This window comes from Rhizobium sp. RSm-3 (assembly GCF_001854685.1).
In the GTDB taxonomy this organism is placed as follows: domain Bacteria; phylum Pseudomonadota; class Alphaproteobacteria; order Rhizobiales; family Rhizobiaceae; genus Rhizobium; species Rhizobium ecuadorense.
The window spans coordinates 145,731-163,425 of sequence record NZ_MAWZ01000009.1; the positions used below are offsets into that span (position 1 = coordinate 145,731).

Consider the following 17,695-nt stretch of genomic DNA (forward strand, 5'->3'; position numbering starts at 1 on the left):
ATAAGGTTGATCACCTTCCCCGGCCGGTAATCGGGCTCGGCCACGATTACGCCGACGGATTTTTGATAGAGCCCCACGAACACCGACGCGGCCAGCTTATGAACGCGACCTCAGGCCTTATTGTCCTGACCACACCGGAAGGAAAATGGGTGATGCCGCCGCATCGCGGTATGTGGATCCCGGCGGGCATGCGGCATAGCGTTCGCGCGGTGGGCCTGGTCCGAATGCAAAGCCTTTATGTCGAAACCGACCGCGTAGAAGCTATGCCACTGCACTGCCAGGTTCTTGAGATCACTTTATTCATGAGGAGTCTGATAGGCGAAGTGGTGCGACTTTCTCTCGATAAGGAAGCCGATGGCCGCAGTCAGGCACTGATGGATTTAACGCTATACGAGATGGAACGGCTGCCGGGTCTGCCTTTGTCACTGCCGTTTCCATCGGACGAACGCTTGGCCAAAAAGTGCAGGGAGTTCGTGGGGCAGCCAAACATTCGTCAGACGATCGATAACTGGAGCAGGGAGCTTGGAATGAGCCGGCGTGCCTTCACACGCATTTTCCGACAGCAGACCGGGTTGAGTTTTGTCGGGTGGCGGCAGCAGGCCTGTCTTCTTTCAGCTTTGCCACAACTCTCCGCCGGTCAATCTGTGACCTCAGTGGCGATGGAATTGGGATACGAGAACCCGGCCGCGTTTACGATCATGTTTAAACGTGCGTTCGGCAAACCGCCATTGGCATACCTTGGGCTGCGCTGATTTCCGGTCACCCCCGGCCAGATTGTTCCGTCAGCCGGTGGAGCGGTTTCTCGACGTTTCGATCCATTCGAGATTGGCGACCGAAGCCTCCGGCAGCGGTGACGGATCGACGTCGTAGACATAGCCGGCGAGCATGTCGGCGGCGCGTTCCGCTGCCTTGATCTTCGCCTCGGTTTCCGCGACCGCCTTGCCGATGGCTTCGATGCGGGCACGGAACATGTGCGCGAGCACATCGCGGCCGGACTGCTTTTCGAGCCGTTCCAGATGCAGGCCGATGCGCGAGGCGTGGCGTTCCAGCTCGCTCTTGCTGAACCGCGCCTTGCGCAGTTCCTCCGAAAGGCTTTCCTGCATGACGGCGACGGGATCGAAACTTCCAGGCACGCGCTCGTCGAGCACGGCGTCGGTGACGAGCTTCTCGATCATGACGAGCGCCTGCAACTCGGCGGCGTCGGCGAGTTCGACGTCATAGCCCGTATCGTCATAAACCTTGCGGCGGACGGGATCGAGAAGCAGCCCATAGGCCTTCTGCAAAGTGTCGAAAGCGTCTGTATCTCCGCCCGAATCGGGGTGGGCGACCTTGGCCAGACGCCGATAGGCGGCCTTCAGCTGCGTCTCGTTCGCATCGCGTTCAACGCCGAGAATATCGTATGGATCCGTCACGCCTGCTCCCTTGCTACCCAACGTGGTGGGCAGTCTAGGTCTTCTTCTGCATCAGAAAGGCGAAGTTTAGACCGAAAGCAGGAATGACGTCCATGGCCCGAAAAAGCAACGGTTCGCGCGAATGCCCGGGCCGTTTTTCGATTGTCCAATTTTTTCAATCGGTTGCGCTAAGATCAGCCGGTGGCGATCGAAGCAAGATAACAGATTGCCTTGCCATCGATTTTGAGTTCGGTTCCCGCCGCATCCGTCATCAGCAGCGCATCGCCTGATGCAAGCGTGCCGGTCCCGTCGCCCTGCCGGAACGACAGGCCGCCGCGATGGCAGAGAAGCAGGCATGTCGACGACGTCAGCGGTACGATCCTGCCGCCATCGATGTCGATCCGAACCAGCGTGTGGACGAGCCCGTCGCGGCGGGTCATGACGTTGAGATCGGTGATCGCGCCGTCCTGGAGCCTGGCGGCGACCGGGATATCCGCCGGGAAGGCGAGCGGATCGCTCGCCGTCGTCAGCAGCGCGGGCGTTTTGCCTTCGATGTCGAGCGCCATGCCGTTGCCGTCGAGAATCACAAGCGTCCGGTCGATGCCGGGAAAGATCGAGAACGGCCCGTCGGCTCCGACGGTCGCCATGCTGACGCGCCAGTCGAAACCGGCAAGGCCGGCCTCTTCGGGCGAAACGGCGATCTCCACCGTTTCGCCGCCGCCGTTTTTCCACGGCATGCGCTTGTGATCGGCAGCGCGCAGGATCCTCACGAGGCTCAGTTCCCGAGAATGCCGGGCAGGCGCAGGCCCTTGTCCCGGGCGCAGTCGAGGGCGATGTCGTAGCCGGCATCGGCGTGGCGCATGACGCCGGTCGCCGGGTCGTTCCAGAGCACCCGCTCGAGACGCTTTGCCGCATCGTCGGTGCCATCGGCGCAGATGACGACGCCGGAGTGCTGGGAGAAGCCCATGCCGACGCCGCCGCCGTGATGCAGCGATACCCAGGTGGCGCCCGAGGCGGTGTTGAGCAGGGCGTTCAGCAGCGGCCAGTCGGAGACGGCGTCCGAGCCATCCTTCATCGCTTCGGTTTCGCGGTTCGGCGAGGCGACGGAACCGGAATCGAGATGATCGCGGCCGATGACGATCGGCGCCGAAAGCTCGCCGTTTTTGACCATTTCATTGAAGGCCAGCGCCAGGCGGTGACGGTCGCCGAGACCGACCCAGCAAATGCGCGCCGGCAGGCCCTGGAAGGCGATGCGCTCCCTGGCCATGTCGAGCCAGTTGTGCAGGTGGGTATTGCCGGGGGTCAGCTCCCTGACCTTGGCATCGGTCTTGTAGATATCCTCCGGGTCGCCTGAGAGGGCCGCCCAGCGGAAGGGGCCGATGCCGCGGCAGAACAGCGGGCGGATATAGGCCGGCACGAAGCCTGGGAAGGCGAAGGCGTTTTCCAAGCCTTCTTCCTTGGCGACTTGGCGGATATTGTTGCCGTAGTCGAGGGTCGGAATGCCGGCATTCCAGAAAGCGATCATCGCTTCGACATGCTCGCGCATCGAGGCGCGTGCCGCTTTTTCCACCGCCTTGGGATCGCTCTCGCGCTTGGCCTTCCATTCGGCCATCGTCCAGCCCTTCGGCAGGTAGCCGTTGATCGGGTCGTGCGCCGAGGTCTGGTCGGTGACCATGTCGGGGCGGATGCCGCGGCGGACCATTTCCGGCAGGATTTCGGCGGCATTGCCGAGCAGCCCGACGGATTTCGCTTCGCCCGCCTTGGTCCAGCGGTCGATCATCTCCAGCGCCTCGTCGAGCGTCTCGGCCTTGGCGTCGAGATAGCGGGTGCGTAGGCGGAAATCGATCGAGTCCGGATTGCATTCGACGGCGAGGCAGCAGGCGCCGGCCATGACGGCAGCCAGCGGCTGGGCGCCGCCCATGCCGCCGAGGCCGCCGGTCAGGATCCATTTGCCCTTGAGATTGCCGCCGTAGTGCTGGCGGCCGGCCTCGACGAAAGTCTCGTAGGTGCCCTGCACGATGCCTTGCGTGCCGATATAGATCCACGAGCCGGCCGTCATCTGGCCGTACATGGCAAGGCCCTTCTTATCCAGCTCGTTGAAATGATCCCAGGTCGCCCAATGCGGCACCAGGTTGGAATTGGCGATCAGCACCCGCGGCGCATCCTTGTGGGTGCGGAACACGCCGACCGGCTTGCCGGACTGGACGAGCAGCGTTTCTTCTTCCGTCAGCGTCTTCAGCGTCGCAACGATACGGTCGAAATCCTCCCAGGTGCGGGCGGCGCGGCCGATGCCGCCGTAAACGACGAGCTCGTTCGGATTTTCGGCGACATCGGGGTCGAGATTGTTCATCAGCATGCGCAACGGCGCTTCGGTCATCCAGCTCTTGGCATTGAGATCGTTGCCGCGGGGCGCGCGGATTTCACGGATATTGTGACGTGGATTGGTCATGGCGGTTCCCCTGTTGTTATCGTTTCAGGCCTGGTGCGATCTGTACGATGCGCACCAGAATGTCTCTGAGATGGACGCGAAGTCGGTCTGCCCTCGCGGTGTCGTAGGCAAAGGGCGGCGTCTCGGTCTTGAGATGCGTCGACTGCGCAAGCTCCATCTGGATGGCGTGCACGCCGGTCTCGGGCCGGCCGTAATGGCGGGTCGTCCAGCCGCCCTTGAAGCGGCCGTTGAGCACGCTGTCGTAACCTTCGGCGGCCTCGACGACGGTGAGGGTCGCCTGCTCGATGGCGCCGTCGCAGGTCTTGCCCATATCGGTGCCGATATTGAAATCCGGCAGCTTGCCTTCGAAGAGGAAGGGAATATGCGAGCGGATCGAGTGGCAATCGTAAAGGATCGCGACACCGTGGATCGCCCTGACGCGCTCGATCTCGGCGGCAAGGGCGGCGTGATAAGGCGCATGGAAATCCTTGAGCCGCGCCGCGATATCGGCCTCGTCAGGCGCCTGCCCATCCTTCCAGATCGCCTTGCCGTCGAAGTCCGTTTCCGGGACGAGGCCGGTGGTGTTCTGGCCGGGATAGAGGCTGACGCCGGCCGGATCGCGGTTGGCATCGATCACATAGCGGTGGAAGGTGGCACGTACGGTCGTGACGTCATCGAGCAGGCCGTCATAGAGCTGGTGGATGTGCCAGTCGGTATCGGCCAGGATTTGGCCGTTGTCGTTGAGCCGGCCGGCAATCTCCGCCGGCACCTCGGTTCCGGTGTGGGGGAAGGCGAGGATGACGGGGGAGGTGCCCCGATGGATTTCGTATGGTGTGGTCATGGGCAAAGCGCTCCGGCGTTTGGGGCGTCACCCCCCTCTGTCCTGCCGGACATCTCCCTCACAAGGGGGGAGATCGACTCGCAGATGGCATCTCCCCAAACAATCGATGTTGGAGCGAGTGGGTCCGCCCAGCCGATCTCCCCCCTTGTGGGGGAGATGTCCGGCAGGACAGAGGGGGGTACCAGGTGCACATAGATCACGATCAACCCTCCAAAACCGGCAGAATGCCCGATGAAACGGCGGCGTTCAGCGCACCCGTCGCCACCAGCTCGGCCGCGGCGGCGAGGTCGCCCGCCATATAACGGTCGCTGTCGAGGCTCGGCACCTGGCTGCGGATCGCGGCGATCGCCTTTAGAAGCTCGGGGCTGGTCGACAGCGGCGCGCGCAGTTCGACGCCTTGCGCGGCGGTCAGCGCCTCGATGCCGATGATGCCGAACAGGTTCTCGGTCATCCCGAGCAGACGGCGAGCGCCGTGGCAGGCCATGGAGACATGGTCTTCCTGGTTGGCCGAGGTCGGCGTCGAATCGACCGAGGCCGGGTGCGACATCTGCTTGTTCTCCGACATCAGCGCTGCCGAGGTGACCTCGGCGATCATCAGGCCGGAATTCAGGCCCGGCTTCTTGGCGAGGAAGGCCGGCAGGCCGTAGGACAGCACCGGGTCGACCAGCAGCGCGATGCGGCGCTGCGAGATGGCGCCGATCTCGCAGACGGCAAGCGCGATCTGGTCGGCGGCGAAGGCGACGGGTTCGGCGTGGAAATTGCCGCCGGAGACGACGGAATTGTCCGAGAGTACCAGCGGATTGTCGGTGACCGCATTGGCCTCGATTTCGAGCGTGCGGGCGACCGAGCGCAAGAGGTCGAGGCAGGCACCGTCGACCTGCGGCTGGCAGCGGATGCAATAGGGATCCTGCACGCGCTCGTCGCCTTCGATATGGCTCTGGCGAATGACCGATCGTTCGAGCAGGGCGCGCAAGGCGGAGGCTGTGTCGATCTGACCCTTATGGCCGCGCAGGGTGTGAATATCCGGATGGAATGGCGCCGAAGAGCCCATGGCGGCATCGGTGGACATGGCGCCGGTGATCAGCGCCGCCTGGGCGGCGCGATGGGCGCGGAAAAGGCCGGCCAGCGCCAGCGCCGTCGAGGTCTGCGTGCCGTTGATCAGCGCCAGGCCCTCCTTGGCGGCGAGCACGACCGGTTTCAGCCCGGCTCTCTCGAGGGCTGCGGCACCGGGCAGACGTTCGCCGGCGAAGAAGGCTTCGGCCTCGCCCATCATCACCGCCGCCATATGGGCGAGCGGGGCAAGATCGCCGGAGGCGCCGACCGAGCCCTTTTCCGGGATCAGCGGGATGACGCCCTTATCGAGCATGCCTTCGATCAGCCGCACCAGCTCCAGCCGCACGCCGGAGGCGCCGCGCCCGAGCGAGACTAGCTTCAGCGCCATGATCAGCCGGACGATATTTTCCGGCAGCGGCGCGCCGATGCCACAGCAATGCGACAGGATGAGATTGCGCTGCAGCGTGGCGACGTCGGCGCTGTCGATCTTGATCGAGGCGAGTTTGCCGAAGCCGGTATTGATGCCGTAAACCGGCGCGTTGCCGGCAGCGATCTCGGCGATGCGGGCGGCAGCCTTGTTTATGCCGGCATCGAAGGCGGGAGCGAGCCTTGCCGGCTCCCCCGTCCAATAGATGATTTCGAGATCCTTGAGCGAGACGGAGCCCGGGTGGAGCGTAATGGTCATCGACCGTTCCTTTCGCCCTTGAAGACACGTGCATGAAGTGGGTTGAAGCCGATGCGGTAGACGAGCTCGGCAAGGCTCTCGACATTCCAGACGGCGAGATCTGCGGATTTGCCGGCTTCGAGCGTTCCGGTCTCGCCGATGAGGCCGAGCGCGCGCGCACCTTCGCGGGTGGCGCCGGCGATGCATTCCTCAACGGTGAGGCCGAACAGCGTCGCCGACATGTTCATGGTGAGCAGCATCGAGGTGAGCGGCGAGGTGCCGGGATTGCAATCGGTGGCGATCGCGATCGGCACGCCGGCCCGGCGCAGCGCTTCCACCGGCGGCTTCTGCTTTTCATGAATGGCGTAGAAGGCGCCGGGCAGCAGCACGGCGACGGTGCCGGACGCGGCCAGTGCGGCAACGCCTTCTTCGTCGAGATATTCGAGATGATCGGCGGAAAGCGCGCCATAGGCGGCCGCCAGCTTGGCGCCGCCGAGATTGGAGAGCTGTTCGGCATGCAGCTTGACCGGCAGGCCGAGCGCCTTGGCCTTGTCGAAGACGCGGGCGATCTCGGCTGTCGAAAAGGCGATGCCTTCGCAGAAGCCGTCGACGGCATCGGCAAGGCCGAGATTATACATGTCGTCGAGGCCGGGCAGCACGACATCGTCGAGATAATCGCCGTTGCGGCCCTTATAGTCGACAGGCGTTGCATGGGCGCCGAGATAGCTGGTGGCGACGCGGACCGGCCTGACATGGCCGAGCAGGCGGGCGCTCTGCAGCATCTTCACTTCGCCGCTTCGGTTCAGCCCGTAGCCGGATTTGATCTCGATCGTGGTCACGCCTTCGGCAAGCAGCGTATCGAGCCGCGGCAGCGCCACGCTGACGAGTTCCTCGACCGACAGCGCATTGGTCGCCTGCACAGAGGAGACGATGCCGCCGCCGGCCCGCGCAATCTCCTCATAAGTCGCGCCTTCAAGGCGCATTTCGAACTCGCGGGCGCGATTGCCGCCGTGAACGATATGGGTGTGGCAATCGACGAGGCCTGGAGTGACCCAGCGGCCTTCGAGGTCAACGATGTCGGAATGTTCGATGGCGGAGGCCGGCAGGTCGCTTTCGGCGCCTGAAAAGGCGATGCGGCCGTTTTCGATCAGAACGGCGCCCTTCTCGACGATGCCGAGCCCTTCCTTCTCAGGCGCGAGCGTCGCCAGGCGCGCATTGCGCCACAGTGCCGGCCTGACCTCGGCGGATGCGGTGCCTTCTGAAAAATTGTTCCCGGTCATCAGCTTTGCGCCTTTCCTTATGCCGAAACATGTATATACATAATAAGCAGGTGACAAGAGAAATTTTGCGCGCTCTTCTGGAAAAGAAAGATCGGCGGCGCGGCAGAAGGGGAGAAAAGGCCATGACCATACTTCACGCAGGCACTGCTCTGACGCCGCAAGGCTGGCAGAAGGATGTGCGGCTGACGCTCGAAGCCGGGCGTATCGCCCGGGTCGAGGTGGGCGTTGCCGCCGCGCCCGGCGATGAACGCCACGCCCTGATCGTTCCGGCCATGGGCAACCTACACAGCCATGCCTTCCAGCGGGCAATGGCCGGTCTTGCCGAAGTGCGCGGTCCGGCAAACGACAGCTTCTGGAGCTGGCGCACGGTCATGTACAAATTCGCTTTGGCGATGACGCCTGAACATGTCGAGGCGGTCGCCGCCAAGCTTTATGCGGAAATGCTGGAGGCAGGTTTTTCCCGCGTCGGCGAGTTCCACTATCTCCATCACGACAGGGACGGCGGCGCTTATGCCAATATCGCCGAGCTTGCCGAACGTATCGGCGCGGCGAGCCAGGAGACCGGCATCGGCCTGACCTTGCTGCCCGTCTTTTATGCCCATTCCGGCTTCGGCGGCGCTCAGCCGATCGACGGCCAGCGGCGTTTCATCAATTCGCTCGAAAGCTTCGAAAGGCTGATGGAGGGATGCCGTGGAGTGACCGGCCGGCTCGACGGCGCCGAACTCGGGCTGGCGCCGCACAGCCTGCGCGCCGCAACCCCGGAGGAACTGGATAGGGTCGTGCCGATGGCGGGCGACGGCCCGATCCATATCCATGTCGCCGAGCAGGTGAAGGAGGTCGAGGACTGCGTCGCCTGGTCGGGCGCGCGGCCGGTGCAATGGCTGCTCGATCATATGCCGGTGGATGAGCGCTGGTGCCTGATCCATGCAACACACATGACCGAGGACGAGACGCGGCGGATGGCCAAAAGCGGCGCGATCGCCGGCCTCTGCCCGATCACCGAAGCCAATCTCGGCGACGGCGCCTTTGCCGCGCCGCTTTTCCTCGAAGAGGGCGGACGATATGGCATCGGTTCGGATTCCAACGTGCTGATCTCCGTACCGGAGGAGCTGCGCCAGCTCGAATATTCGCAGCGCCTGGCGCTGCGTGCCCGCAATGTCGTCGCAGCCCCCGGCGGATCGACGGCGCTTTGCCTGTTCAACCAGGCGCTTGCCGGCGGCGGTGCGGCGCTCAAAGCCCCAGCCGGCCTTGCCGAGGGCCATTCCGCCGATCTCGTTTCGCTCGATCTGTCAGCCGTTCCCTATCTCTCCGGCGATCAGATCCTCGATCATTGGCTGTTCGCCGGCGGCGTTTCCGTCGATTGCGTCTGGGCGCGTGGCCGCAAGCAGGTGGCGGACGGCCGTCATCTCAAGCGCGATGCCATCGACCGGCGTTTCCTCGCCGCGATGGGGGAATTGCTGGCTGCCTGAAAAAGCGCTTTTCATGAGCGGGGCATTCGGACTAGATCGGGAAACCAATCGGAACGTGGCGATGAATCAGAGCAGGGATCCCACCTTGCACCAGCGCATCCTCGGCGAGATCGAGGGCCGTATCGTCTCGGGCGAATGGCCGCCGGGGCACCGTATTCCCTTCGAAGTCGATCTCGCCACGCAGTATGACGTCTCGCGCATGACGGTGAACAAGGTGCTGACCCAGCTCGCCAAGGCCGGACTCATCGAGCGTCGCAAGAAATCCGGCAGCTTCGTCACCCAGCCGCAGGCGCAATCGGCGGTTCTGGAGATCCACGACATCAAGGCCGAGGTGCAGTCGCTGAGCCTGCCCTATTCCTATACCGTCGCGAAGAAGGCGAGCCGCAAGGCCAAGGCGGAGGATAGCCGCCGGCTGGAACTGCCGGTGGCGTCCTCGGTCGTCGAGGTCGTCTGCATCCACAATGCCGGCGCACGGCCCTTCTGCCTGGAGGAGCGGCTGATCAGCCTGGCGACCGTGCCTGAGGCCGCCGATGCCGATTTCCTGACGATGGCGCCGGGACCGTGGCTGCTCAACCAGGTGCCATGGAGCACCGCCGAACACCGGATCCACGCCGTCTCCGCCGGTGCCGAGGTCGCCGCCGCACTCGATATCGCCCGCAACACTGCCTGTCTGGTGGTCGAACGCCGCACCTGGAGCAGCGCCGGCCCGGTGACGCATGTGCGCTTCACTTATCCCGGCGATCGTCACGCGCTGGTGGCGCGTTTCACGCCGGCATCGCAATAATCCCATGTTCCATATACAACATGGCGGCTGTTTTCATTCCTCAAACATCTTGCCGCTGCGCGCTTCGAGCCGGTAGCGATAGCCGGGATAGACGAGGCGGGCTGTGGAGACCACCTGTTTTGCCGACCATGTGCGCCGGCGGATCGTCAGGCATGGTTCGGTCTTCAGGATGGTCAGGAGTTTGCATTCCCAGGCCTGCGGCATCGCCGCCTCGACGACGTGTTCGGAGCCGCTGAGCGGGGCGGCGGCCGTCAGGTAAGCGTTCGGCGTCAGGGTGGTGAAATCCTGATCGAGATATTCGGGCGCGGCCTCCGGATGGACGAAACGGTCCTCGATCTGCACCGGAACGCCGTTTTCGCTATGCACGATCAGCGAATGGAAGACCGCCGCGCCGATTGCCAGTTCGAGCGCGTCGGCGATCTCGGGAGAGGCCGTTTCCTGGGCAAGAACGACGACGGAGGCCTCGTGGGCATGGCCGCGTTCGGCGATTTCCTCGGCGATGTTGCGCACCTCGAACAGCGCCGAATAGCCCTTGCGCTCGGCGACGAAGGAGCCGACACCCTGGATGCGGACGAGCTCGCCTTCATTGGCAAGTTCGCGCAGTGCCCGGTTGGCGGTCATCTTGCTGACGCCGAGTTCGACGACCAGCTCGTTTTCCGACGGCACGCGGTATTTCGGCGGCCATTCGCCGCTGTGGATGCGGTCGAGGATCACCTGCTTGACGCTGGCGTAAAGCGGCGTGCTATCATTTTCCGCCAGCTCGCGCTTCATCTCCCCGGAACGCTTCATTGCCTATTCCTTTTGCACGAATGGAATTCGCCACATAAACCGACTTTCCTCTTGCATATCACAAAATATCTCATATGGTACCATATACAACCTCCCAATCGGTCCTGGACACAGAAATAGGACGGAAAGGGCAAGCCGGCGAAGATCGGCGTGGCGCCGCAAGGTCTGTTTCAACTCCAGAGGAGAATTCATCAATGAAATTCAGCGCAATCCTGTTTTGCGGCGTCGCCGCTCTTTCCGCCTTTGCCGCTCCCGCCTTCGCCAAGGACTGGACGAAGGCGACCATCACGCTCGAAGGCGCCTATGCGCCGTGGAACCTGACCAATGCCGACGGCACGCTCGGCGGCTTCGAGCCGGAGCTTGCCAAGGTGCTGTGCGAACGCGCCAAGATCGAATGCACGCTGGTTGCTTCCGATTGGGACGGCATGATCCCGGCGCTCAATGCCGGCAAGTTCGACGTCATCATGGATGCGCTGTCGATCACCGAGGAGCGCAAGCAGGTCATCGACTTCACCATTCCCTATGCTGCGACGCCCGCCGCCTTCGCCACCGCCAAGGACAGCCCGCTGGCGAAAGCCGCCGGCACCGGCGCCACGATCAAGATGACGCCCGGCCAGACCGGCGTGAAGGAGATCGAGGCGCTGAAGGCTGCCTTCAAGGGCAAGACGATCGGCATCCAGGCGGCGACCGTCTACGCCAAGTTCGTCTATGACAATTTCGGCGATATCGCCGAGATCCGCGAATACAAGACCGGTGCCGACCGCGACCTCGACCTGCAGAATGGCCGCATCGACCTCGGCTTCGACGACGCCGTCTATTTCGCCAATGCCTTCAAGAGCGCCAACGACACGCTCGACTTCACCGGTCCGGAGATCGTCGGTTCGATCTGGGGCGAGGGCGAAGGTCTCGGCGTCCGCAAGGCCGATACGGATCTGCGCGACAAGTTCAACGAGGCGATCAAGTCGACGCTTGCCGACGGCACCGTCAAGAACCTCTCGATGAAGTGGTTCAAGGTCGACGTCAGCCCGCAGCAGTAAGCGCTTCGGCCTTTTGGCCGCAGGCGCCGGTCTCCGGCTTTGTCGCCGGAGACCGCGTGTTATTCTCGATCCATAAAACACTGCCACGGACGGGGAACGGACGATATGGCAAGCTTGGAACTGCTTGGCTTCGGCTCGACGGGATGGGGCGCGCTGCTCATTCTCGCCGCCTTGATGACGCTGGCCGTCACCGCGACGGCGCTGGCGATCGGCGCGGTGCTGGGTGCGCTCGTCGCGGGCGCGAAGCTCTCCGGCAACCCCTTCCTCGTCGCGCTGGGGAACGTCTATACAACAGTGTTTCGCGGCGTTCCGGAACTGCTGATCATCTATCTCATCTATTTCGGCGGCTCCTCGGCCGTCACCTCGATCGGCAAGGCGATGGGTTACGAAGGCTTTCTCGGCCTGCCTTCCTTTGCCGCCGGCGCGCTTGCCGTCGGCATCATCTCCGGCTCCTATCAGGCGGAGGTGTTCCGCGGCGCCTTCCTCGCCATCTCCAAGGGTGAGCTGGAAGCGGCCTCGGCGATCGGCATGCATCGCGGCCTGCGCTTTCGCCGGATCATCATGCCGCAGGTGCTGCGGCTCGCCATTCCCGGCCTCGGCAATGTCTGGCAGCTCAGCCTCAAGGATTCCGCACTGATCTCCGTCACCGGCCTTGCCGAACTGATGCGCACCAGCCAGGTCGCGGCCGGCTCGACGCGGCAATATTTTCTGTTCTTCATCGCCGGCGGCTGCCTCTATCTGATCCTGACCAGCCTTTCCGACCGCATCTTCAACGGCGCCGAACGCCGCGCCAATCGCAGCATGCCGGCATCCGCCATGGGCCAGGCGTAAGGAGGCGATGATGGACTTCACCTTTCTCGCTTCGACCATGGTGACGCTGCTCAAGGCGGTGCCGACGACGCTGATCCTGTTTTCTCTGTCGATCTTCTTCGGCGGCCTGCTGGCGCTGGTCATCGTCTCGATGCGCGTCAGCGGCAACCCTCTGCTTATGGGCTTCGCCAAGGGCTATATCTTTGTCTTCCGCGGCTCGCCGCTGCTGATCCAGATGTTCCTGGTGTTCTACGGCCTCGGCCAGTTCGGCGTCATCCGCTATTCTTTCCTCTGGCCGTTCCTGCGTGAGCCGATGGTCTGCGCCGTGCTGTCGTTGGCGCTCTGCACGGCCGGTTACACGGCGGAGATCTTCCGCGGCGGCATCCGCGCCGTTTCGCCGAAGGAAATCGAGGCGGCGCGGTCGATCGGCATGTCTGGCTTCCTTCTGGTGCGCCGCATCCTGGCGCCGATCGCCTTCCGCCACGCGCTGCCGGCCTATTCCACCGAGATCGTGCTGATGATGAAGTCGACGGCGCTTGCAAGCCTCGTCACCGTCTGGGAGGTCACCGGCGTCGCCCAGCGGCTGATCTCGCAGACCTACCGCACGATGGAAGTCTTCCTCTGCGCGGCGATCATCTATCTCGTCCTCAACTTCATCATCCTGCAGGGCATGGCCCTGCTCGAATATTCGCTGTCCCGACACCGCCGCGCGGCCCCGCAGCCGCTGAAGGCATAAGCGATTTGACCTGATTGGAGCAACCATGCCAGGCGTAACCCGACTTTCGGTCCGCAATATCCGCAAGAGCTTCGGCACGCACGAGGTGCTGCGCGGCATTTCCCTCGATGCCGAGGACGGCGATGTGATTTCGCTGCTCGGCGCCTCCGGCTCCGGCAAATCGACCTTTCTGCGCTGCATCAACATGCTCGAGACCGCAAGCGACGGCGAGATCTGGGTCGATGGCGAGCACATCGAGATGGTGCACAAGAACGGCCGCAGCAAACCGGCCAGCCAGAAGCAGGTCGATCATATAAGATCCGAACTCGGCATGGTGTTCCAGTCCTTCAATCTCTGGTCCCATATGACGATCCTGCAGAACGTCATCGAAGGCCCGATCCATGTGCTGAAGCGGCCGCGCGCCGACTGCATCGCCGAGGCCGAAGCGTTGCTCGAAAAGGTCGGCATCGCCGACAAGCGCCATGCCTATCCCGCCCATCTTTCCGGTGGCCAGCAGCAGCGCGCCGCAATCGCCCGCGCCCTGGCGATGAAGCCGAAGGTGATGCTCTTCGACGAGCCGACCTCGGCGCTCGATCCGGAACTCGTCGGCGAGGTGCTGCGCGTCATGCGCGCGCTTGCCGAAGAGGGCATGACCATGCTCGTCGTCACCCATGAGATGAGCTTTGCCCGCAACGTCTCCAACCGCGTCGTCTTCATGCGCGAGGGACTGATCGAAAGCAGCGGCAAGCCGGACGAGATGTTCACCGGCGGCGCCACACCCGCCTTCCGCCAGTTCATCGGCCATTTCGGAAGCGGCCAATGACCATCACCATCGATAAAGTGCTGACCTGGCGCGACGTCGCGCGCGTCGGGGCAGGAGAGGCGCTTGCGCTGTCGCCGGCCGCCTGGGCGCGGGTCGAGCAGGCAAGCCGCATCGTCGCCAGCATCGTCGAGTCGGGCGTGCGCGCCTATGGCGTCAACACCGGCGTCGGGGCGCTCGCCGATACCGTGGTCGATCGCGCCTCGCAGAGCCTGTTGTCGCGCAGCATCGTGCTCAGCCACGCCTGCGGCGTCGGCCCGTTACTCGATGCCCGCGCGGTGCGCGCCATCATCGCCGCCCAGATCGCCAATTTCGCCCATGGCCATTCCGGCGTGCGGCGCGAGATCGTCGAGCATCTTACAGCCCTGTTGGCGCATGATTGCATTCCCGATGTGCCGTCGAAGGGCTCGGCGGGCTACCTCACCCATAATGCCCATACGGCGCTCGTGTTGATCGGCGAAGGCAGCGCCACGTTGGGCGGCCAACGCCTGAGCGGCCGCGAGGCGCTGGCCGCGATCGGCTTCGAACCGCTGGTGCTCGGCGCCAAGGAGGGACTTAGCCTCGTCAACGGTACGGCCTGCGCCACCGGTTTGACCGCCACCGCACTTTTGCGCGCCGAACGGCTGCTCGACTGGGCCGATGCGGTCGCGGCGCTGACGCTGGAGGCGGCAGGCTGCCAGATCGCCGCTTTCGATTCGGCGGTGCTGGCGCTGCGCCCATCGGCGGGGATCGAAAAGGTGGGAGCGGCGCTGCGTGCCCGGCTTCAGGGTAGTGGCCTTGTCGCTGCCGCCTTCGGCCGGCGCACCCAGGATGCGTTGAGCTTGCGTTCGGTGCCGCATGCGCATGGCGCGGCGTGGGATGTCTTCGACAATTCCGCCCGTATCGCCGATGAGGAACTTGCCTCGGTGACAGACAATCCCGCCGTCTCGGGCACGCCGGAGCATCCGATCGTCTCCTCCGAGGCGCATGCGGTGGCGCCGGCGCTCGGACAGGCGGCCGATAGCCTCGCCATCGCGCTGGCGCAGATCGGCGCGATCAGCGAGCGGCGCATGGACCGGCTGGTCAATCCGCTGGTGAGCGGCCTGCCGCCGTTTCTGGCGAGCGATGCCGGCAGCCATTCCGGCTTGATGATCGCCCAATATACCGCCGCAGCCCTCAGCAACGACAACCGCCGGCTTGCCGCACCGGCGGCCCTGGACGGCGGCCTGACCTCCGGCCTGCAGGAAGATTTCCTTGCCCATCCGACGGCGGCCGCCGGCAAGCTGCTCGCCGTCATCGACAATGCCGAATATATCCTGGCGATCGAGCTGATGGCCGCTGCCCAGGCACATGATTTCCTGGCGGCGACCGCGCCGCGGGCGGCGGGCACGGATGTCGTCTACCAGGCCGTGCGGCAGCGTGTCTCCCATTACGGCGACGAGCGGCCGCTCAATCGCGATATAGAGGCCGTGCGCAGCCTGATCCGCGAGATCGCGCCGCCGGCTGTCTAAGCGAGTCGTCAGAACGGCTTGCTTGACGCCGAATCCTGCTTGGTCTTTTCGCCGGCCTCGAGGCGCTTGAGGCACTGGGCGAAGGTGGGGTAGAGCTGGTCCACCCGCGACAGCGGCAGCGTCCAGTCGCCTTCGTCGCCGGCAAAGGTCAACTGCACGTCGGGCGTTCCGGCAAAGGAATTCTTGATGAGCTTCTTCAGGCCGCCACTTCCCTTGCTGCCCGCGGGCCAGAGGCGAAGCGTGTTCTTGTCGAAGAATTCGGCGGCGACCACTTTCGTCGCATTGCGATCGGTCAGCGTCACCTCGGTCTTGGTGGCGGCCGGAATGTCCCATGTGGTCTTGGTGACCAGCCAGAAGGTCTCGGTGGCGCTCTGGCGGAATTCCATGGTTTTGCCGAGCTCGCTGTTCCACAGCAGCCGGCAATAGGCAGGCTGCTCGCTGGCAAAGCCGACCGACCATTGTCTCGCCCCGCCCATCCATTCGGTCTCGCCGAGCGCCGCGACCGGCTGCAGGACGGCTGCCATCAAAACCATCGTGGTCAGAATTTTCTTCACCGAAACCATCTCCAAGACAATCGGCTCCAGCCATAGCAAAAGAAGGTTGAGCTTTTGCTACCGGGCGTTTCGGTTGGCTTCAGCATGTCTCCAAATGCCGCAAGGGCTTGAATTTGCGGCTCGCCTTGCCGATCTGGCGAGAAATGACATGATGTGAAGGGAGTTCGATGGCGGCATGAGCGAGGTTCAACGACGCGGATTTTTGGCGAGGCTCACCGCATATGAGCCGCTGACGCTGATCACGCTGGCATCCGTCGCCGGCGGGCTGTTCGTGCTGCAGCGGCTGACGAGCGAGGTGCTCGAGGGTGAGACGTTCCGTTTCGACGAGGCGATCCTGCTGGCGCTGCGGCGGCCGGGCGAGCTTGGCATGCCGATCGGCCCTGGTTGGCTGACGCATGCCGTCAGCGATATCACCAGCCTCGGCGGCGTCACCGTTCTCTCGCTGATGACGGTCCTCGTCACCATCTATCTGTTGCTCGATCGGCGCTGGCCGATCGCGCTCTTCCTCTTCTCCTCGGTATTGACCGGCTGGCTGGCGAGCGCGACGCTGAAGATCCTCGTCGCCCGGCCGCGCCCCGATATCGTGCCGCATCTCGCCGAGGTCAGCGATCTCAGCTTTCCCTCCGGCCACGCCATGGTCTCGGCGGTGACCTATCTGACGCTCGGCGCGCTGCTGGCCCGGACACAGCGTTACCCCTCGACGCGGATCTTCGTCATGGGGGCCGGGGTTTTCCTGGCCGTCATCATCGGTTTGAGCCGGATCTATCTCGGCGTCCATTACCCGACGGATGTCTTCGCCGGATGGTGCGCCGGGGCGCTCTGGGCACTCGGCTGCTGGCTGATCTCGAAACGCTTCATTCCCAGCCGCGCCCCTGAGGCTGGCGCCGAAAACGGCGGCGGCAGATAGCGCGATCTCTAGGCCAGGCGGCTCACTCTCATGTTTGTGGCGCCGCATCCCTGCGGCGCCACAAAAGACCGATTAGACCGTTTTGCATTTAGGTTGACCCATATCCTGCGTTTCGGATGTAGTTTGCGCATTCGTTTGGTTTGATTGTCTCTATGGTTCGAGCCAAAGCGTCGTGGACTGTGTCTTCGGAACGGGCCATTGCGGTGCGCATGGCCTGTTTGATCTTGGAGAAGAGCTGTTCGATGGGATTAAGGTCAGGGCTGTAAGGGGGCAGGAAGAAGAGCTTTGCCCCTGTCTTTCTGATAGCGCGACGTACCGCCAGGCCTTTGTGGCTGCCGAGATTGTCGAGGACGACGATGTCTCCCGGCGACAGGGTCCGAACGAGTTCCTTCTCGACATAGGTCAGAAAGGCATTGGCGTTGATCGGCCCGTTGAGGACCCATGGTGCATCGAGCCGGTCGTTTCTGAGGGCTGCGACAAAAGTCATCGTTCTCCAATGAGCGTGGGGGACATGGGCGATCAGGCGTTTGCCTCGTTCGCCCCAGCCCCTGAGCGGAGCCATATTCGTCTTCACCCAGGTTTCATCAATGAACACGAGGCGATCAGGATTGATCTCGCCCTGATGGCGCTTCCACCGTTCACGTTGACGGGCCAGCTTCGGCC

At 63.8% G+C, this 17,695-nt stretch carries 18 protein-coding genes; 9 read left to right on the top strand and 9 right to left on the bottom strand.

Annotated elements, in window-relative coordinates:
* The first annotated feature begins 98 nt into the window (after window positions 1–98).
* Window positions 99–752 (top strand): AraC family transcriptional regulator, encoded by a 654-nt coding sequence (locus tag BBJ66_RS11895; protein WP_244511660.1) that lies wholly within the window; start codon window positions 99–101, stop codon window positions 750–752.
* A 30-nt stretch (window positions 753–782) separates the two neighbouring features.
* On the opposite strand, the gene BBJ66_RS11900 is transcribed toward BBJ66_RS11895, so the two are convergent.
* The 6 genes from BBJ66_RS11900 to hutI form a co-directional block, all read right to left on the bottom strand.
* Window positions 783–1,412: a J domain-containing protein gene (locus tag BBJ66_RS11900; protein ID WP_071087158.1), complete on the bottom strand. Its 630-nt coding sequence runs from the start codon at window positions 1,410–1,412 to the stop codon at window positions 783–785.
* Between the two features lie 173 nt (window positions 1,413–1,585).
* Window positions 1,586–2,161, bottom strand: a complete 576-nt coding sequence (locus BBJ66_RS11905) for a HutD/Ves family protein (protein WP_071087160.1) — start codon at window positions 2,159–2,161, stop codon at window positions 1,586–1,588.
* A 5-nt stretch (window positions 2,162–2,166) separates the two neighbouring features.
* Window positions 2,167–3,840, bottom strand: a complete 1,674-nt coding sequence (gene hutU / locus BBJ66_RS11910) for a urocanate hydratase (RefSeq protein ID WP_071087162.1) — start codon at window positions 3,838–3,840, stop codon at window positions 2,167–2,169.
* A 16-nt stretch (window positions 3,841–3,856) separates the two neighbouring features.
* A complete protein-coding gene (gene hutG, locus BBJ66_RS11915; protein ID WP_071087164.1) occupies window positions 3,857–4,660 on the bottom strand; it encodes an N-formylglutamate deformylase in 804 nt (267 codons plus the stop codon).
* 202 nt (window positions 4,661–4,862) lie between these two features.
* Window positions 4,863–6,398 (bottom strand): histidine ammonia-lyase, encoded by a 1,536-nt coding sequence (hutH, locus tag BBJ66_RS11920; protein WP_071087166.1) that lies wholly within the window; start codon window positions 6,396–6,398, stop codon window positions 4,863–4,865.
* The gene (hutI, locus tag BBJ66_RS11925; RefSeq protein ID WP_071087168.1) at window positions 6,395–7,657 is read right to left on the bottom strand and encodes an imidazolonepropionase; all 1,263 of its coding nucleotides are present in this window, start codon (window positions 7,655–7,657) and stop codon (window positions 6,395–6,397) included. The genes hutH and hutI overlap by 4 nt, the downstream gene beginning before the upstream one ends.
* A 122-nt stretch (window positions 7,658–7,779) precedes the next feature.
* Between hutI and BBJ66_RS11930 the strand changes: the two genes are divergently transcribed.
* Together BBJ66_RS11930 and hutC (BBJ66_RS11935) are read left to right on the top strand one after the other, a co-directional pair.
* Window positions 7,780–9,126 carry a formimidoylglutamate deiminase gene (locus BBJ66_RS11930; protein ID WP_071087170.1) on the top strand — a complete coding sequence of 449 codons (1,347 nt, stop codon included), beginning with the start codon at window positions 7,780–7,782 and terminating at the stop codon, window positions 9,124–9,126.
* A gap of 61 nt (window positions 9,127–9,187) precedes the next feature.
* Window positions 9,188–9,910, top strand: coding sequence for a histidine utilization repressor (hutC, locus tag BBJ66_RS11935; protein ID WP_071087172.1), 723 nt, complete (start codon window positions 9,188–9,190; stop codon window positions 9,908–9,910).
* Window positions 9,911–9,943: 33 nt separating this feature from the next.
* Here hutC (BBJ66_RS11935) and hutC (BBJ66_RS11940) read toward each other — a convergent pair whose 3' ends face one another.
* Window positions 9,944–10,699: a histidine utilization repressor gene (gene hutC, locus BBJ66_RS11940; RefSeq protein ID WP_049733007.1), complete on the bottom strand. Its 756-nt coding sequence runs from the start codon at window positions 10,697–10,699 to the stop codon at window positions 9,944–9,946.
* A 194-nt stretch (window positions 10,700–10,893) separates the two neighbouring features.
* Here hutC (BBJ66_RS11940) and BBJ66_RS11945 point away from each other — a divergent pair, with 194 nt between their 5' ends.
* The 5 genes from BBJ66_RS11945 to BBJ66_RS11965 all read left to right on the top strand — a co-directional run bounded on the left by BBJ66_RS11945 (window position 10,894) and on the right by BBJ66_RS11965 (window position 15,571).
* Complete coding sequence (locus tag BBJ66_RS11945; RefSeq protein WP_071087174.1) at window positions 10,894–11,736, top strand: transporter substrate-binding domain-containing protein; 843 nt, start codon at window positions 10,894–10,896, stop codon at window positions 11,734–11,736.
* A gap of 105 nt (window positions 11,737–11,841) precedes the next feature.
* The gene (locus BBJ66_RS11950) at window positions 11,842–12,567 is read left to right on the top strand and encodes an ABC transporter permease (RefSeq protein WP_049733005.1); all 726 of its coding nucleotides are present in this window, start codon (window positions 11,842–11,844) and stop codon (window positions 12,565–12,567) included.
* 10 nt (window positions 12,568–12,577) lie between these two features.
* Window positions 12,578–13,282: an ABC transporter permease gene (locus BBJ66_RS11955; RefSeq protein ID WP_049733004.1), complete on the top strand. Its 705-nt coding sequence runs from the start codon at window positions 12,578–12,580 to the stop codon at window positions 13,280–13,282.
* A 25-nt stretch (window positions 13,283–13,307) separates the two neighbouring features.
* A complete protein-coding gene (locus BBJ66_RS11960; RefSeq protein ID WP_049733003.1) occupies window positions 13,308–14,084 on the top strand; it encodes an ABC transporter ATP-binding protein in 777 nt (258 codons plus the stop codon).
* Window positions 14,081–15,571: an HAL/PAL/TAL family ammonia-lyase gene (locus BBJ66_RS11965; RefSeq protein WP_071087176.1), complete on the top strand. Its 1,491-nt coding sequence runs from the start codon at window positions 14,081–14,083 to the stop codon at window positions 15,569–15,571. The genes BBJ66_RS11960 and BBJ66_RS11965 overlap by 4 nt, the downstream gene beginning before the upstream one ends.
* Window positions 15,572–15,579: 8 nt before the next feature.
* Here BBJ66_RS11965 and BBJ66_RS11970 read toward each other — a convergent pair whose 3' ends face one another.
* Window positions 15,580–16,134, bottom strand: a complete 555-nt coding sequence (locus BBJ66_RS11970; protein ID WP_071087178.1) for a hypothetical protein — start codon at window positions 16,132–16,134, stop codon at window positions 15,580–15,582.
* Between the two features lie 166 nt (window positions 16,135–16,300).
* Between BBJ66_RS11970 and BBJ66_RS11975 the strand changes: the two genes are divergently transcribed.
* Window positions 16,301–17,032, top strand: a complete 732-nt coding sequence (locus BBJ66_RS11975) for a phosphatase PAP2 family protein (RefSeq protein WP_071087180.1) — start codon at window positions 16,301–16,303, stop codon at window positions 17,030–17,032.
* Window positions 17,033–17,120: 88 nt separating this feature from the next.
* Here BBJ66_RS11975 and BBJ66_RS11980 read toward each other — a convergent pair.
* A partial coding sequence (locus tag BBJ66_RS11980) for an IS630 family transposase (protein ID WP_131819117.1) occupies window positions 17,121–17,695 on the bottom strand: 575 nt, incomplete at its 5' end.

Coding starts and splice junctions, on each gene's coding strand:
- hutI (WP_071087168.1), bottom strand. CDS start 7,657: ATGACCGGGAACAATTTTTCAGAAGGCACCGCATCCGCCGAGGTCAGG.
- hutC (WP_071087172.1), top strand. CDS start 9,188: ATGAATCAGAGCAGGGATCCCACCTTGCACCAGCGCATCCTCGGCGAG.
- hutU (WP_071087162.1), bottom strand. CDS start 3,840: ATGACCAATCCACGTCACAATATCCGTGAAATCCGCGCGCCCCGCGGC.
- hutH (WP_071087166.1), bottom strand. CDS start 6,398: ATGACCATTACGCTCCACCCGGGCTCCGTCTCGCTCAAGGATCTCGAA.
- BBJ66_RS11955 (WP_049733004.1), top strand. CDS start 12,578: ATGGACTTCACCTTTCTCGCTTCGACCATGGTGACGCTGCTCAAGGCG.
- BBJ66_RS11950 (WP_049733005.1), top strand. CDS start 11,842: ATGGCAAGCTTGGAACTGCTTGGCTTCGGCTCGACGGGATGGGGCGCG.
- BBJ66_RS11945 (WP_071087174.1), top strand. CDS start 10,894: ATGAAATTCAGCGCAATCCTGTTTTGCGGCGTCGCCGCTCTTTCCGCC.
- BBJ66_RS11930 (WP_071087170.1), top strand. CDS start 7,780: ATGACCATACTTCACGCAGGCACTGCTCTGACGCCGCAAGGCTGGCAG.
- BBJ66_RS11960 (WP_049733003.1), top strand. CDS start 13,308: ATGCCAGGCGTAACCCGACTTTCGGTCCGCAATATCCGCAAGAGCTTC.
- hutG (WP_071087164.1), bottom strand. CDS start 4,660: ATGACCACACCATACGAAATCCATCGGGGCACCTCCCCCGTCATCCTC.
- BBJ66_RS11965 (WP_071087176.1), top strand. CDS start 14,081: ATGACCATCACCATCGATAAAGTGCTGACCTGGCGCGACGTCGCGCGC.
- hutC (WP_049733007.1), bottom strand. CDS start 10,699: ATGAAGCGTTCCGGGGAGATGAAGCGCGAGCTGGCGGAAAATGATAGC.
- BBJ66_RS11895 (WP_244511660.1), top strand. CDS start 99: ATGAACGCGACCTCAGGCCTTATTGTCCTGACCACACCGGAAGGAAAA.
- BBJ66_RS11975 (WP_071087180.1), top strand. CDS start 16,301: ATGAGCGAGGTTCAACGACGCGGATTTTTGGCGAGGCTCACCGCATAT.
- BBJ66_RS11970 (WP_071087178.1), bottom strand. CDS start 16,134: ATGGTTTCGGTGAAGAAAATTCTGACCACGATGGTTTTGATGGCAGCC.